This is a genomic window from Flavobacterium sp. GCM10022190 (assembly GCF_042656445.1).
GTDB lineage: Bacteria > Bacteroidota > Bacteroidia > Flavobacteriales > Flavobacteriaceae > Flavobacterium > Flavobacterium nitratireducens.
In genome coordinates this window covers 695869-711825 of sequence record NZ_JBHSOQ010000002.1, presented here as the reverse complement: position 1 = coordinate 711825, position 15957 = coordinate 695869, and the positions used below count along the sequence as shown (strand labels likewise).

The following is a 15957-nucleotide window of genomic DNA, read 5'->3' as shown; positions in this document are numbered from 1 at the left end:
ACTTGAAGTATTTTAAAGCCCCTTGGTAAATTCTGAGGTAATAAAATCAACTACTTTTTTTAAATCTTTAGTTTCTTCATAAACAGCAAGTTGCTTATCAGCACCTGTGCCATTTTTTAAAATTTGGCTTACATAATTAATATGTTCCCTGCTTCCTAATTCATCTACAACATCATCAATAAACTCTAATAATTCTTTGATAAGTTTCTTGGTTTCAACTTCTTTTTGAAGTCCAAAATCAATTAAATTTCCATCAATACCATATCGTGCTGCTCTAAATTTATTTTCCTTAATCAAAGCTAATCGATAGGTGTTAAATTTTAAATTATGAGTATTTAATCGATATAATTTAGCAACAATTGCTTGAATAACAGATACTATACACATCGTTTCTTCAACTGTTAGTGCCATATCACATATTCTAAATTCGATTGTGTTATAAAATGGATGAAGTCGTAAATCCCACCAAATCTTTTTTGGATTATCAATACAATTGGTCTTCACTAAGGTATCTAAGAAATTATCATAAGAAGCCACAGAATCAAAATATTCAGGTAAACCTGTTCTTGGAAATTTATCAAATACTTTAGTTCTAAATGATTTAAAACCGGTTTGTCTTCCTTCCCAAAAAGGGGAGTTAGTAGACAAAGCAAATATATGAGGCAAAAAATAGCAGGCTTGATTGATTAATTTCAAACCAATTTCACGGCTTTCGATTCCTACATGACAATGCATTCCAAAAATTAAATTGGAACGAGCGGCGTCTTGAAGTTCGTTGATTATATTATGATAGCGAGGATCATCAGTAATAAGTTGGTCTTGCCATTTAGAAAAAGGATGTGTACCAGCACCGCCTACAATCAATTCTTGTTTGTTTGCTAATTCTACAATTTTTGTTCGTAAAAATTTAATTTCACACTCGGCTTCCTTGACATTATTACAAACGTTAGTCCCAACTTCCACCACCGATTGGTGCATTTCTGCTTTTACTTGTTCATTTAATACTATTTTTGCTCCATCAACAATTTTTGACAGGTGTGAGCGTAGATCCCTAGTTTCTGGATCTATAATTTGATATTCTTCCTCTATACCAAGTGTAAAAACAGGTAACTTTTTTATTCTCATTTCTTTCCTGAACGTCTTTTTCTTTTCTTAATAATAACTTTACTATACCTATTTTAAAAATCAATTAATCAAATCATTAATAATTTATTTCTAAAGAGTAACTGCTTCTTTTATAAAATCACCCCAAGTTAAATTTATTTTACCTGATTTGTGTTTTTTTGCTGCTGCAATCGCCATTTTTGCCGATTCTTCAACTACCCATTCAAAGTTTTCAGGCCCCACAGAATGTATATCAGCATCTGGTGCAGGATTCCCAAAATCAATTGCATACGGAATACCATCTCTCACCGCAAATTCGACAGTATTAAAATCATAACCTAAACCTTTACAAAGACGAATGGTGTAATCTTTTATTGTGGCCAATAATTTTTTGTCAACTGCTGGGCCGTCCTGTACATAACGCAAATGATGTGGATTTCTTGGCTCATATTGCATAATTTTTACAGTTTTACAACCAAGACAATATACTCTAAAATAATGGGTAAAAACAATTTCTTCTTGCAACAACATAACTAATTGTCCTGTTTCCTTATGTTTTTCCCAAAACTCTTCTTCGTTCTCCAAGCGATATACATTTTTCCAACCTCCACCAGCATAGGGTTTCATGTAAGCTGGGAATTTAACATACTCAAATATGCCTTTCCAATCCAATGGATATTGCAGATTTCTAAAAGAATTTGAAGTAGTATCTGTAGGATGCGCTGCTGAAGGTAAAATAACAGTATTAGGAAGCGGAACTCCAAGTGTATCAGCTAAAGCGTTATTAAAAAATTTATCATCGGCACTCCACCAAAACGGATTATTGATCACATTAGTTCCTGTTAACGCAGCATTCTTTAGGAACGCCCTGTAGAAAGGTACATCTTGAGAAATTCTATCTATTATCACTGCATATTCACAAGCCTTATTTTGAATAACTTTATCAATAGAAACGGCTTCGGCTATGATATCTTTTTCGTTTTTTGAATTTACTCTATCAATAAATGCTTGAGGAAAGCTGTTTTCCATCCCAAATAAGATTCCTATTTTCTTCATATTCTTCATATTCTTAAATGCTTTTATACTTTGTATTTTGTTGGTTTAGCTAAATTTTATTCGTGATAAATAATGAGGAAACATTTCTTTCCATAGTGGCCAATCATGTGTTTTTTCATGACGAATATCTAGCCAGTGTCCCATATTTTTTTGGGATAAGACCTTGCTTATTTTTAGATTAGCATCAAAACAAATATCCCAATTCGATGTTCCTAAGACAATATCCATATTCCATAGTTCATAATCATTAAATCCTGGTAAAAAATCATCTGGAGTATGGTAAAAAACAGTATCATTATGAAAGCCGTCTAAATAACTTTTGATATTAAAAATTCCGCTCATGCTAAATAAATGACTCACATATCCAGGATGTCTGAAGGCAAAATTAGCAGCATGATAGCCACCAAAACTGCATCCTGCCATAACCACTTTTCCATAAGGGGTATTGTATCTAACTTTTTCAACGATTTCATGACAAACCATCTTGTCATACCAATCGTGATTTTCTATACGATGATACGGGTGAATATGTTTATTGTAAAAACTATCTTTATCGATACTATCAGGACAATAGATTTGAATTAGCCCTTGTTCTAAATACCAACGAACCGATTCGATTAATCCCATGTCTTTGTTTTCATGAAAACTCCCCATTGATGTTGGAAACAATACAACAGGATATCCTGCGTGACCAAAGACAAGCATCTCCGTTTCTCTATTCAAATTTGGAGAGTACCATTTAAAATAGCACTCATTCATACTTATATTTTTAACAATTATAAAGAATAAAATGATACTATTTCTTGAAATGATTTGTAGTATTTTACTTTTAACAAAATGATAATACTACACAATATATTGTTATATAAAATATGATTATTCTTGTTAAAAATATAATTTTAATATTAATTTCTTAACATTAAATCGATATAGAACTTTAAAATAAAGAGGCTTTGAATAATGCTATATATAAAACCTATATGAAGAAATAAAGGGATTATTGTTCGATTAAACTTTTTTCAAATAATTGAACCTGATTTTTTAGTCTTTCAATCAGCATATTCATCATTCGTTTATTCAAACTAGACGAATTTTTAATGTATTGCGAATATTCATCAACCGTGAACAAAGCAATTACCATTCCTTTTAGAGCATTTCTAAATTTAATGTCTTTTTGAATGGAATTTTCAATTGTAGCCAATTTTTTTTCGACACTGAGCGAATAAAAATCACGTTTGTATTTACTTATATAATTATGAAAAGAAGCTATGAATAAATCATTTTGTAGTTTTAAAATAGGTCTCAAAACTTCATTTTGAAAAATTTCATCCGCAGAGGATTGCGTACTAACACTCCCGATAGTTTCTCCTCTAAATTCACTTAAAAAACGATCTCTTGGGTTCATCTTTTTTTCTTAAAAATAGCGAAAAAATACTTCAGAAGTGAGTTCGTATAACTTAAGTAATTAACAAAGTTATGAGTTTTTGAACAGTGAAGAAGATATACTAAAAAGCCACAAGAGAATGTTGTTTCAAATGTGGCTCTCAATTAGGTATTTAGCAATATTTTTTTTCTACATAGAAAGTACCAAATGGAAGTAGAGAAGCGATTAAGATAATCCCAAAATCTTTGATACTCCATTTTTGAGATGTTTTGAGTAAAAAAGCCAAAACGATATAACCAATAAATAAAATACCGTGACTCATTCCTATTGGATACAATAAGGTGTGGTACAATTCAAAATTATTAGGTTTTATAAAAAGCATATTGGAAAACAAAACTAAATAGGATATCCCTTCTAGTAGGGCAGTGATTTTGAAAATTTTAAGCATATTATAAAAATTGATGATGTCAAAAATAAGTAATAACATTTGTTTTATTCCTATTTAGCTCAAAAGTAATTTACATTTGTAATGATAAAATTTTTTGTAATGAGTAAAAGAGATTTAAAGAAATATCTAAGCGAACTGGATAAAGAACAACTTCAAGAACAAATTTTGGAATTGTATGACAAATTCAGTGCAGTCAAAGATTACTATGATTTTGTGTTTAATCCCAAAGAGGACAAACGATTACAAGAAGCTAAGCTTAAAATCTCTAACGAATATTTTCCTATTGCGTCTTCAGGAAAAAAGAAACGTGCTAAATTACGTCGTTCCGTAGCACAGAAAAATATTAAGCACTTTATAACATTAGGTGTTGATCCCTACATTATTGTCGATTTGATGTTATTTAGTATTGAAATTGCTCAAGCCTACTCAGCCGAAAACACCATTAATCAAGAAGCATTTTACAAAAGTATGTTCAATTCATTTGAGCAAATGGTACAATTTTCAATTGCAAATGGTGTTATTAGCGAATTTCAAGACCGAATAAATGCAGTGTTTCAAGAAACAATTGAACAAAAATGGAAAAATAAGAACGATTTTTTACAAATTATAGAGCGAATTGATGCATAAAAAGATGTAATTCAAATTATTTCAATTTTGGTTAATATTTTAAATTAAATATAACAATAGAACTGTTTTTTAGACGTATTTTTGCAAAAATTCAACAAAAACAAATGTTCGAAAGTACTTTAGAAATAGAAAAAGAAGAAAAAAAAGAACTTTATGCTTACCAGCAGGGGGATATCGATGCAATTTTTGAACGAATCGATAATGGCCCTGAAAAACACCATTTACTGTATCAATTACCTACAGGTGGTGGAAAAACAGTTATATTCTCTGAAATTGTTCGCCGATACCTATCTAAACACGACAAAAAAGTAGTGGTTTTAACACATCGAATTGAATTGTGTAAACAAACTTCTAAGATGTTAAAAGGTTTTGGTGTAAAAAATAAAATCATCAATAGTAAGGTTAAAGATTTACCAGACCAACACGAATATTCTTGTTTTGTGGCAATGGTTGAAACCCTAAAAAACCGTATTAATGACGAAAAATTATTGTTAGACAATATCGGTTTAGTTATTATTGATGAGGCTCATTATAATTCTTTCCGTAAATTATTAAATTCATTTGCAAACGCATTTATATTAGGAGTAACAGCAACTCCTTTAAGCTCCAATATTAAATTACCAATGAATCAAAATTACCATGAATTAATTGTAGGCGATACAATAGGTTCATTGATAGAAAAAGGATTCTTGGCAAAAGCTACGACTTACAGTTATGATGTAGGTTTGACTTCTCTAAAAGTAGGTATCAACGGTGATTATACTGTAAAATCTTCCGATGATTTATACACTAATAGTTTAATGCAGGAAAAATTACTGCATGCCTACACAGAACGATCTTTAGGAAAAAAAACCTTGATTTTTAATAATGGTATCAATACATCTTTATATGTATATGAAACATTTAGAGAAGCAGGATATGCCATTCGACACTTAGACAACACCAGTAGTAACGAAGAAAGAAAAGAGATTTTGCACTGGTTTAAGCATACTAAGGATGCTATTTTAACTTCGGTAGGAATCTTAACCACAGGTTTTGATGAACCAACAGTGGAAACTATCATCTTAAATCGTGCTACAAAATCGTTGACTTTGTATTTTCAGATGATTGGTCGTGGTTCCAGAAAATTACCAAATAAAGACGAATTTACTGTTATCGATTTGGGAAATAACGCAGCTCGTTTTGGATTGTGGAGTGACCCAGTAAACTGGCAGCACATTTTTAAATCACCTGAATTTTATTTGGAAAATTTACGTGATGATGCCGAAATCGAAATGTATTTTAAATATACAATGCCACCGGAATTAAGAGCTAAATTTAGCAAAACCGAAGACGTAACTTTTGATGTGGATGAAGAGCATAAATTAGCTATCAAACAAAATTTACGTTCAAAAGTAGTTCTCGATAAATCATTAGATCAGCATGCCACTATGTGTGTGTATAATACCGAAACATTACAAGAAGCTAAATTATTAGCAAAAGAATTGGATGACGATATTGAGTGCAGAATAAAACGTTATGCAAAATGCTTAAGCCAATGTAGTAAAAATTACCGCGAATGGCTTGTGGAGGATTACAAACAAAAATTAACCTTACTTATTGGGAAAAAGTATCGTGAGAAAATCATGAACGAACCAGATGAAGATGAAGATTAATTTTTCAAACTGTTATTTATATCAATTAGTAAAACAAAATAATGTCTAAAAAATTCTCAGAATTAGGAATTTCACCCGCTTTAGTTCAATCCTTAACTGATTTGAATCTTACGGAGCCAACAGCTATTCAGGAACAAGTAATTCCTTTGCTTTTGGCAAATGAAACTGATTTGGTTGGTTTGGCTAAAACAGGTACGGGAAAAACAGCTGCATTTGGTTTGCCTATTTTACAATTAATAGATGCTTCAAAACCAAATGTTCAAGCCGTAATTCTAGTTCCTACTAGAGAATTAGGACATCAGGTTTATAAAAATCTAGAAGCGTTTTCAAAAAACTCAGCAGAAATATCAATTGCAGCAACATGTGGTGGAATTTCAATAAAACCACAAATTGAACGTTTAAGCCATCCTACACATGTGGTAGTGGCTACTCCTGGTCGTTTGATTGATTTGTTGCAAAGAAAAGCCATAAGCCTAAAAGAAACTTCGTTTTTAGTGCTGGATGAAGCAGATGAAATGGTTAGTATTCTTAAAGAAAGTTTGGATGAAATTGTGGCTGAACTGCCTAAAAAACACCGAACTTTTTTGTTTTCGGCAACTATGCCTGGCACTGTCAAACAGTTGATTCAGAATTATTTGCATAAAAATGTTGTTCAAGTAAGTGCAAACATGGAAACTTCTGGAAATCAAAGTATTGATCATCAATACATTATTGTAGATCCAATAGAAAAGCTAGATGTTTTAATGCATTTTTTGAATTCCAGAGAAGGGGAGAGAGGTATTATTTTTTGCAAAACAAAAGCTGCAGTTAATAAACTAGCTAAAAATCTTGCAATCAACCGATTTTCTTCGGGAGCAATTCATGGAAGTTTAACTCAAGGAATTCGTGACCGTATAATGGAACAATTCCGTGAAGGACATATCAAAATTTTAGTAGCTACCGATTTGGCAGCAAGAGGAATAGACGTTAAAGAAATTACGTATGTAGTCAATTATCATTTACCTGATACCTATGAAAATTATGTTCATCGTAGTGGAAGAACGGCTAGAGCAGGAGCGAAGGGATTGTCGTTAACCGTTTTACAAGCGGAGGAAGAAATTGAAATTGCTGATTTTGAAAGAGAACTAGGGATTCAATTCAAACCATTTGCAAAACCATCAACAGAGAGTATTGAAGACAACAACACTTTACTTTGGGCAAAACAAATTTTCAAAACAAAGCCTAACCATGAGGTGGATGCCGAATTAAAAAACAAAATTAAAACCATTTTTCATCATTTGACCAAGGATGAATTGGTTGAAAAAATACTAGCCAATTATTTGTTGCAAAACAAAAGTCAGGCAACAGAAAAACCAGTTAAGAAACAAAAAACTAAAAATAAAAACTAAAAACGGTACAACATCCTTGGCACCAAGCGAAAGATGTTATTTTTAAATTTTAAAACTATGGAAATCGTAATAATCGGAGGCGGTTTTGCTGGATTAAACCTTGCAAAGGAACTACTAAATCAAGAAGGGGTTCATGTGACTTTGGTAGATAAAAACAATTATAATTTTTTTCCGCCACTTATTTATCAAGTTGCTACAGCTTATTTAGAACCATCAAGTATTAGTTATCCATTTAGAAAATTTTTTGCTGGCAAAAAGAACCTTCAATTTCGTTTAGGAGAATTAATCGAAGTTGTGCCTGCTGAGAATAAAGTTATTCTAAGCAATGGCGAATTAAATTATGACAAATTGGTTTTTGCAACTGGTGCAGAGACGAGTTATTTTGGAATGGAAAATGTGCGTAAAAATGCTATTCCAATGAAAACGCTTAACGATGCCATCGTAATGCGTAATACCTTGCTTAAAAATTTAGAAAAAGCTGCAATCACCAAAGATATTCGTAAAAGAAGAAAATTATTAACCGTAGTTGTCGCTGGAGGTGGGCCTACAGGGGTTGAAATCTCTGGAATGTTTGCAGAAATGCGTAAAAACATTCTTTTAAAAGAATACCCTGAATTAGAAACTTCTGCAAGTAATATTTATTTGGTTGATGGAGCGCCAGCTTTATTAACTCCAATGAGTAAAGAATCTCAGGAAGATACTTACAAAGCTATTACTGATTTAGGAGTTATTGTAAAATTAAACAACAACGTTGTAGATTATGTAAATGATACCGTATATTTCGCAAATGGTGACACCATTCAAACAAAGAACTTAATTTGGGCTGCTGGTGTTACAGCACGTGAATTTAAAGGTCTTCCAACAGAATGTTACGGTCGTGGAAAACGTTTAAAAACAGACGCTTATAATAAAATTGAAGACACTGCAAATATTTACGCCATTGGTGATACTTGTATTCAGTTTAATGATGAAGCTTTCCCACATGGACATCCACAAGTAGCACAAGTAGCTATTCAACAAGGAATTAATTTAGCTAAAAACATTAAAAATGCTATTAATCAAAAAACATTAGTTCCATTCAAATATGTAGATAAAGGTTCGATGGCAATAATTGGAAAAGCTAAGGCGGTAGTGGATTTACCAAAACCAAAAATGCATTTTAAAGGAACATTTGCTTGGTTAATTTGGTTATTTATTCACTTAATTTCTTTGATTACTTACCGAAATAAAGTTAGAACATTCTACAACTGGATGATTTCGTATTTTGCAAAAGACAATTCATTACGAATGATTATCAGACCTGATAAAAAAGTAAAAGTAGAAGATGTTGCAAAATAATTTCTTTTATTGATACTACTAAAACCGATACAGAAATTGTATCGGTTTTTTTTATAGTGAAATCTTTGGTAATGAGAAATGGATTACTTTGGGTAAAGTTGTTATATTTGGTAAAAAGTTAAAATAATTAAAAATGTTTCAACTTTGAAGTTGTATTAATTTGTGAATTATTAGTCATTTTGTGAAAAAACTTATACTGTTTTTGGTAATTCTACTATCTTTTGCATTACTATATTTTTCAGGTTTGGAAAAAAGATATTCTTACGAAAATGTTGGTAAACAGAACATAGAATTGCTTAAAAATTCCAATTTTAAGATGCACCTTTTCGCAACCCCAAACGATTCAGCTTTATCAGTTGATATTGTCTTCAATAACTTAATACAAACTATAATCATCGAATCTGCAAATATCGAAGCTTTTGACAATCAAGAACTAAAACTTAAACAAGTTTATGCAACTGATGGCTTCTATAATTGGGTAACAGAAAAGAATGGAAAAGCAAAAATTTTCAATAAACTTCCAGAGCACTTAAAAATAGTTCATGACAGCATTGAAGCATACTTTAATTACAGTTGGAATTTTGAAACGAATAAGGTAAAACCTGAGAATATCAAAATAAAAATTTCCATGTTATTGAATGTTGAAAATAAAAAAATACAGTTAAATAAAGTTGTTAATATGAAGTTATCGGAAGAAAAAGTTTTCCTAAGTCCAATTCGCTTCCACTAATTAAATTTACTGTCGCTGGCACTCGTTTGCAACTACCACTAACTTACTTTTTAAAAGAAAAACAAAGCATTTGTAATATATTGAGTATAGTTAGGATTCCTACGGAATGACAAAAATAATCCTTAAAATCCGTGCAACCTGCCTGTCGGCAGATAGCTCCGTGGTTAAAAGAAAATTTAAATATTAATCAAATAACTCTCCTTATAGATTTTTTGATACACATCTTTACTGAACATATACAATTGAGACGGTTTTTTAGAAACGCCCACTTGTTTTTCATCTAACGCGATGATGTATTTTTTAGTAATTAATTTTCGTCTAAAATTCCTATTGTCTATTTCAACTCCCAATATGGCTTCGTAAGCATCTTGAAGATCTTTAATAGTGAACTTATCTGCTAATAATTCAAAAACAATGGGTTTAGATAAGGCATCTTCTTTTAAATCAGCATAGGCTTCGGCAATGATTTTTTTATGGTCAAAACCCAATTCCGGCAGCTGATTTACCGGAAACCATTGCGGATTGTATTGGTTTTCTAATTGAACCATATTTGTTGGTAATAAAATATAATAAGCAATAGTGATGGTTCTTTCGCTGAAATGTTCGTTTTTGGCCCAAATCACATCTTTTTCATTCTTTAAACGATTGGGATCACCAAAAACATTGAATTGTTTTTTGTATAAATTATCTAAACCAGTCAATTCTTTCAAAACCCGATTAGCCGTATCGTCTATGGTTTCGTTTTCATAGGTGTGAAATCCTTTCAAAACATAATCGTTAACAATTGTATTTTCAGAGTTTTCTAGTTTCAAAACACGTTCAATTAACAATACATTAAGTGATTTTGTTGTGTTATCAAATCCAAAAATGACACAGTCAACAGATATATTTGGAATTATTTCGGCTTTCTTGTTTTGAATTAAACTCATGTTTTTTGGCTAAGTTGGTTTTATTAAGCCACAAATTTAACGATTAAATTTTAATATTCCTTCTTTTGGTTTTGTTTGAAAAATATTATTAAACGTATTAATGACGTTAAATTATTCTATATACTTTTTATTTAAAATTCTTTAAACTAACTGGTTTATGTGTAATAATTAGTTTATATTTTTAATTAAAATGTAAAAATATTATAATTTTTTTATTGTGTATAAAATTAAAATAATACATTTGAAAAACAATAGTCTAATTGACGTTTAATAAAAATACATTTTAAACTAATTCAAAACCATGAAAACAAATTGCAAAACTGGCCTTTGTGGTCAAATAAAAATACAAGTTGGGGTACTGTTATTTTGCTGTTTTGTAATAAACATGAAGGCTCAGGTAGTAATTACTAATTCTAATTTTTCAATGGGTACAACTGGTAGGATAGGGGTTGGACTGTCTCCAAACGGAGAAGGAAATCAATGGAAACCGTTAAATTTATCCGGACAGGGATCACTGGGCGGACGAATGGAACAGATAGATTATGTAGATATTTTACCTGCGATTCATTTTACTCCAAAAATCATTGGAAATGACAGTACGAATGTTACTTTTCAAATGCGATTAGGAATGTATTCTGCTAACGGTCAGTTTGTAGGTAATGTTAGCAGTCGGTCTAATAACGGATTGACTTTTATTCTTCCAGAAGCTTATGTTGAAGCAACTAATATTTTGGGGAGTAAATGGTCGGCCTGGGCAGGATCCCGTTTTCGCAGATATGACGACATTCACATTAGTGATTATTTTTACTTTGACGATCATTCATCTCAGGGCTTTGGTGTAAAATATAAAAACACCGAATTAACGATGCTGATGCCTGCATCAACTGATTCTACAGGAGTTTTTCCATATAATTATGAAGTTACGGTTTCTGGAGCAACGAATCCTGCTATCCGTCAGCGCATGGTTTGGATAGGAGAGCATAGTATTCATTTTAAGAATAAGAGTGTAATGAAACTTTTAGGTGAATTCCATTATGTTTCTAAAAGTTCAGCCGAAGCTTCTAAAGATTTTCCTTCTGATAATGGCTGGGTGGCCGGAATTAAATACAATAGTCGATTTAGAACAGTGAAGCCGGGTTCATTTAATCAGATTTCTGTTCGTTACGGTTCCGGAATTGCTAATGGAGGCGATAACGGAAATACCTTTACCTGGGCAACTTATGGTGCTCCGGATGAAAACGGAAAATATATAAAAGCTTATTCGTTTACAATAGTCGAGCATTTTTTACTGAATCTTTCGAATAAGTTTAGTATTAACGGTTATGGCGTTTTTACCCAAAGCAAAGGAGGATCATCAAGTACAAATACGGATGAATATTTTAATGGTAACCAACTCTATAATCGAAAAACTGATTTTGTTATTGGTTTAAGAAATTTCTATTATCTAACCAATTGGCTTCATCTAATTCAGGAAGTGCATTATGCAATTAGAAAAGATGGTGATAATCCCGAAGCCAGTATGTGGAAATTTTCATTGGCTCCTACAATTGTTCCGTTAGGACAACGTGATCCCTGGAGCCGTCCCCACATTCGATTAGTTGCTACTGTAGCAAGATATAATGATTACGCAAGAGACCATAATTATTCTCCTTTTCTACAAATCAATCAAAAACGCTGGGGATCTTATATTGGGGTTAAAACAGAATGGTGGTTTTTTTAAAAATCATTATCATCTAATTATTAGTCATTTATAATGTATCACTTGAATTATTTTTTAAATTAAAAATTAAATTGTTATGCCAATTTTTGGAACATCTATTTTATCATTTATACCTAATTGGACTGCTGACGGAGGACAATATGCAATACAAAAAACAGCCGAATACGGTTTTGATATGCTTGAAATTCTTTTACCAACTTCATTGGATTTCGATTCAAAACAAGTAAAAAAACAATTAGATGCAGTAGAAATTTCGGCTCGTTGTACACTCAATTTACCTGCTGATTGTCATATTCCTTTTCATCCGGAACAGGCCATAAAAATCATTAAATCAGCATTGGATAAAGTAGCCGAAATGAATGGTGATTTTTTAGGAGGCGTTTTACATTCAGCCATTGGAACATTTACCGGAAATCCTTGTACTAAGAATGAAAAATTAATTGTTCAACAAGTATTTACCGAAGTTGCAGCTTATGCTAAAGAACGAAATATAAACTTAGGAATCGAGCCAATCAACCGTTACGAAAGTTATGTATTTACAGCAGCTGAGGAAGTTTTAAATATGATTGACAACATCAGTACAACTAACATCGGATTGCATTTAGATACTTTTCACATGAATATTGAAGAACGTAATTTCTACAATCCTATTATTCGTGCAGGAAACAATTTAAATCACCTACATATCACAGAATCCGATAGAGGTATGACCGGGGAAGGAAATGTGCATTGGGATGATTTATTTAAAGCTTTGGCAGAAATTAATTACCAAGGCCCCTTGGTCCTTGAAAATTTTTCATCTGAAATAACCGAATTAATTGGAGCAACTTCTTTATGGAGACCTTCTAAATACAATTCGGAAGAGCTGGCCAAAGGCAGTTTATTATTTATGAGAAAAATGGTTGCAAAATGGTATGACAATCCAATAGAATACAAATAACACCTAACTAAAAAAGATAAAAAATGAAAAAGAAACTAACTGGAGTGTGTTTTGGAGAAATCCTTTTTGATGTTTTTCTTGAGCATAAAAAAATTGGAGGAGCGCCACTAAATGTTGCGTCAAGATTGAATTCACTAGGTATTGATGTTGCCATAATCAGTGCGATTGGAAACGATAGCAATGGCATAAAACTGACTAATTATTTAGATGGAGTAGGTATAAATACTAAAGCTGTTCAGGTGAAAGAAAATTACCCAACAGGAATAGTAAATGTAATTTTGAATGAAAAAGGAAATGCTTCTTATGATATTCATTATCCTTCGGCTTGGGATAAAATTGAGTCTTCTAATGTGAGTACTACTATCGTTGCAGAAGCTGATTTTTTTGTTTATGGCAGTTTGTCTTCCAGAGATTCGGTGTCAAGAAATACATTGGACGAACTTTTGAAAGTAGCCAAATACAAAATATTTGATGTGAATTTGAGAGCACCACATTATACAAAAAAGAACATTTTAGAATTATTGTATGCTGCCGATTTTATAAAATTCAACGATGAAGAATTGAATGAAATCTGCGAAGACTTACATTCGAATAAAAAATCGTTAGAGCAAAATATAAAATTCATTGCAAAGGAAACCAATACCGCTATTGTATGTGTTACTCTTGGTTCTCATGGGGCGGTTTTGTATTGTAATGATACTTTTTATCATAATTGTGGATTCAAAGTAAATGTTGTGGACACGGTAGGCTCAGGAGATTCATTTTTGGCTTCCTTAATTACAATGCTGCTTAGCGGAAAAGATCCACAGTACGCCATCAATTTTGCTAGCGCAATAGGGGCAATTGTAGCACAAAATGAAGGAGCAAACCCTGTAATCTCGCCTTCAGAAATTGAAGAGTTTTTGAGTGGTTTTAATCACGAAATCTCTAAATATGAATTACTTTAATTAATAACCAAACCAAAAAAAAAACAATGACACAATTTGAAAAAACATCAGTAATCAGTGATGAATTCCACCAACAGGAGCTAATTAGCTCTCGCAAATTTGATACAATTAAAAAGACAACTAAAAAAATACCCGTAATCAGTAAAGAGTATGTTTTTCAGTTCATTATCATTACCATATTATTTGCGCTTTGGGGAATTGCCAATGATTTGACAACCCCTATGGTTTCTACTTTCAAAAAAGTAATGCCTGAACTTTCCAATACACAAGCCTCCTTAGTACAATTTGCGTTTTATTTTGGTTATTTCTTTATGGCATTACCGGCAGCTTTGTTCATTAGAAAATACAGTTATAAATCAGGAATTATATTAGGATTGCTATTGTATGCCACTGGTGCTTTTTTATTCTATCCGGCAGCACAATATCAGAGTTATACGTTTTTTTTAATTTCATTATGGGTAATTACATGTGGATTGGCATTTTTAGAAACCACTTCTAATCCGTTGATTTTATTCCTTGGAAACAAAGAAACCGCTACACAACGTTTGAATTTAGCTCAGGCTTTTAATCCAATTGGCGCAATAACAGGATTAATCATCGCGCAATTTTTAGTAATTGACAAAATCAAATCAGATGATTATACTCCAGAAACTTTCAAAGCTTTAACATCAAATGAATTAGCTGCAATTCGGGAAAATGATTTAGATGTTATTAGTGTTCCTTATATCGGATTGGGACTTTTTGTTTTAATTATTCTGATTATTATTAGTTTAGCCAAAATGCCGAAAACAGCTCATGAAGATAAAATGTCTATTAGAGAATCGTTTAAAAAGTTATTTGCTAACAAAAATTACAAATACGGTGTTGTAGCACAGGCTTTTTATGTTGGCGCACAAATTATGTGCTGGACTTTTATTTTTCAATATGTAGACAACATTAATAAAACCTTTGGTTTAGAATTAACGGCAACATATTATAATATTACGGCAATGGTTTTATTTTTAATAGGACGGTGGATAGGAACCGCATTAATGAAGAATATTAATCCTTCAAAAATGTTAATGATTTTTGGTGTTGGTGGTGTTTTTTGTGCAACTGGAGCAATTGTTTTACAAGGAATTCCGGGATTAATTGCGTTAGTTTGTATTTCCATTTTTATGTCGATTATGTTTCCAACGATATACGGAATTGCATTAAAAGATATGGGAGACGAAGCTAAAATTGGTTCAGCCGGACTAGTTATGGCAATTGTTGGCGGCGCATTAATGCCAGTTTTACAAGGAAGTATTTTAGATTGGGGTGGTTCAGGATTTTCAGATTTACAGCTTTTAGGATTTATCCCTGAAGTTAACTTTTCTTTTATTTTACCTTTAATTTGTTTGGCAGTTGTGGCTTCATATGGATATTCAACTTATAAAACTTCGAAATAACAAATAGTTTTAATTCTAAAAACCGATATAGACTTAATTATATCGGTTTTTTATTTAAAGTAATAGATTAATAAAAAGAATTACAATATTATATTAAAAATTAATTGGTAAATAAGTTGTATTATTTAGTAAGGTTCGACGTTAATTATGTTTCATTTTTTAAAGTTGGTTATACCGAATAATAAATAATCAAAAAACAGTAAATGAAGTATTTTTTTTGAGTTATATATTTTGAACTATAATTTATATTATGTAAAATAG

General features: G+C 31.6%; 15 protein-coding genes. 9 read left to right on the top strand and 6 right to left on the bottom strand.

Going from position 1 to position 15957, the window contains the following annotated elements:
- Positions 1–12: 12 nt before the first annotated feature.
- The 5 genes from ACFPTQ_RS09925 to ACFPTQ_RS09905 form a co-directional block, all read right to left on the bottom strand.
- Positions 13–1119: a carboxylate-amine ligase gene (locus ACFPTQ_RS09925; protein ID WP_379777215.1), complete on the bottom strand. Its 1107-nt coding sequence runs from the start codon at positions 1117–1119 to the stop codon at positions 13–15.
- 96 nt (positions 1120–1215) lie between these two features.
- The gene (locus tag ACFPTQ_RS09920) at positions 1216–2160 is read right to left on the bottom strand and encodes an ATP-grasp domain-containing protein (protein WP_379777005.1); all 945 of its coding nucleotides are present in this window, start codon (positions 2158–2160) and stop codon (positions 1216–1218) included.
- A 45-nt stretch (positions 2161–2205) separates the two neighbouring features.
- Positions 2206–2919, bottom strand: a complete 714-nt coding sequence (locus ACFPTQ_RS09915) for an alpha/beta fold hydrolase (protein ID WP_379777002.1) — start codon at positions 2917–2919, stop codon at positions 2206–2208.
- Positions 2920–3157: 238 nt separating this feature from the next.
- A complete protein-coding gene (locus ACFPTQ_RS09910; protein ID WP_379776999.1) occupies positions 3158–3565 on the bottom strand; it encodes a glyoxalase in 408 nt (135 codons plus the stop codon).
- 151 nt (positions 3566–3716) lie between these two features.
- Positions 3717–3992 (bottom strand): DUF3817 domain-containing protein, encoded by a 276-nt coding sequence (locus ACFPTQ_RS09905; RefSeq protein WP_379777212.1) that lies wholly within the window; start codon positions 3990–3992, stop codon positions 3717–3719.
- A 99-nt stretch (positions 3993–4091) separates the two neighbouring features.
- On the opposite strand from ACFPTQ_RS09905, the gene ACFPTQ_RS09900 reads away from it, so the two are divergent.
- The 5 genes from ACFPTQ_RS09900 (at position 4092) to ACFPTQ_RS09880 (ending at position 9730) form a co-directional block, all read left to right on the top strand.
- Positions 4092–4619: a DUF6155 family protein gene (locus tag ACFPTQ_RS09900; RefSeq protein WP_379776996.1), complete on the top strand. Its 528-nt coding sequence runs from the start codon at positions 4092–4094 to the stop codon at positions 4617–4619.
- Between the two features lie 104 nt (positions 4620–4723).
- Entirely contained in the window at positions 4724–6274 is a 1551-nt protein-coding gene (locus tag ACFPTQ_RS09895) for a DEAD/DEAH box helicase (protein WP_379776993.1), read from the top strand.
- A 41-nt stretch (positions 6275–6315) separates the two neighbouring features.
- Positions 6316–7662, top strand: a complete 1347-nt coding sequence (locus ACFPTQ_RS09890) for a DEAD/DEAH box helicase (RefSeq protein WP_379776991.1) — start codon at positions 6316–6318, stop codon at positions 7660–7662.
- A gap of 57 nt (positions 7663–7719) precedes the next feature.
- Entirely contained in the window at positions 7720–9000 is a 1281-nt protein-coding gene (locus ACFPTQ_RS09885) for an NAD(P)/FAD-dependent oxidoreductase (protein ID WP_379776989.1), read from the top strand.
- Between the two features lie 244 nt (positions 9001–9244).
- The gene (locus tag ACFPTQ_RS09880) at positions 9245–9730 is read left to right on the top strand and encodes a hypothetical protein (protein WP_379776986.1); all 486 of its coding nucleotides are present in this window, start codon (positions 9245–9247) and stop codon (positions 9728–9730) included.
- Positions 9731–9906: 176 nt separating this feature from the next.
- On the opposite strand, the gene ACFPTQ_RS09875 is transcribed toward ACFPTQ_RS09880, so the two are convergent.
- Positions 9907–10659, bottom strand: coding sequence for an NUDIX hydrolase (locus ACFPTQ_RS09875; protein ID WP_379776984.1), 753 nt, complete (start codon positions 10657–10659; stop codon positions 9907–9909).
- Positions 10660–11044: 385 nt separating this feature from the next.
- On the opposite strand from ACFPTQ_RS09875, the gene ACFPTQ_RS09870 reads away from it, so the two are divergent.
- From ACFPTQ_RS09870 to fucP, 4 genes are all read left to right on the top strand, one after another.
- On the top strand, positions 11045–12379 hold the full coding sequence (locus tag ACFPTQ_RS09870) for a carbohydrate porin (RefSeq protein ID WP_379776981.1): 1335 nt from the start codon (positions 11045–11047) through the stop codon (positions 12377–12379).
- 76 nt (positions 12380–12455) lie between these two features.
- A complete protein-coding gene (locus ACFPTQ_RS09865; RefSeq protein ID WP_379776978.1) occupies positions 12456–13319 on the top strand; it encodes a sugar phosphate isomerase/epimerase family protein in 864 nt (287 codons plus the stop codon).
- A gap of 23 nt (positions 13320–13342) precedes the next feature.
- Complete coding sequence (locus ACFPTQ_RS09860) at positions 13343–14266, top strand: carbohydrate kinase family protein (RefSeq protein ID WP_379776975.1); 924 nt, start codon at positions 13343–13345, stop codon at positions 14264–14266.
- Between the two features lie 26 nt (positions 14267–14292).
- On the top strand, positions 14293–15696 hold the full coding sequence (gene fucP / locus ACFPTQ_RS09855; RefSeq protein ID WP_379776972.1) for an L-fucose:H+ symporter permease: 1404 nt from the start codon (positions 14293–14295) through the stop codon (positions 15694–15696).
- Positions 15697–15957 lie beyond the last annotated feature (261 nt).

Coding starts and splice junctions, on each gene's coding strand:
- ACFPTQ_RS09920 (WP_379777005.1), bottom strand. CDS start 2,160: ATGAAGAAAATAGGAATCTTATTTGGGATGGAAAACAGCTTTCCTCAA.
- ACFPTQ_RS09915 (WP_379777002.1), bottom strand. CDS start 2,919: ATGAATGAGTGCTATTTTAAATGGTACTCTCCAAATTTGAATAGAGAA.
- ACFPTQ_RS09910 (WP_379776999.1), bottom strand. CDS start 3,565: ATGAACCCAAGAGATCGTTTTTTAAGTGAATTTAGAGGAGAAACTATC.
- ACFPTQ_RS09905 (WP_379777212.1), bottom strand. CDS start 3,992: ATGCTTAAAATTTTCAAAATCACTGCCCTACTAGAAGGGATATCCTAT.
- ACFPTQ_RS09900 (WP_379776996.1), top strand. CDS start 4,092: ATGAGTAAAAGAGATTTAAAGAAATATCTAAGCGAACTGGATAAAGAA.
- ACFPTQ_RS09895 (WP_379776993.1), top strand. CDS start 4,724: ATGTTCGAAAGTACTTTAGAAATAGAAAAAGAAGAAAAAAAAGAACTT.
- ACFPTQ_RS09890 (WP_379776991.1), top strand. CDS start 6,316: ATGTCTAAAAAATTCTCAGAATTAGGAATTTCACCCGCTTTAGTTCAA.
- ACFPTQ_RS09885 (WP_379776989.1), top strand. CDS start 7,720: ATGGAAATCGTAATAATCGGAGGCGGTTTTGCTGGATTAAACCTTGCA.
- ACFPTQ_RS09875 (WP_379776984.1), bottom strand. CDS start 10,659: ATGAGTTTAATTCAAAACAAGAAAGCCGAAATAATTCCAAATATATCT.
- ACFPTQ_RS09870 (WP_379776981.1), top strand. CDS start 11,045: ATGAAGGCTCAGGTAGTAATTACTAATTCTAATTTTTCAATGGGTACA.
- ACFPTQ_RS09865 (WP_379776978.1), top strand. CDS start 12,456: ATGCCAATTTTTGGAACATCTATTTTATCATTTATACCTAATTGGACT.
- ACFPTQ_RS09860 (WP_379776975.1), top strand. CDS start 13,343: ATGAAAAAGAAACTAACTGGAGTGTGTTTTGGAGAAATCCTTTTTGAT.
- fucP (WP_379776972.1), top strand. CDS start 14,293: ATGACACAATTTGAAAAAACATCAGTAATCAGTGATGAATTCCACCAA.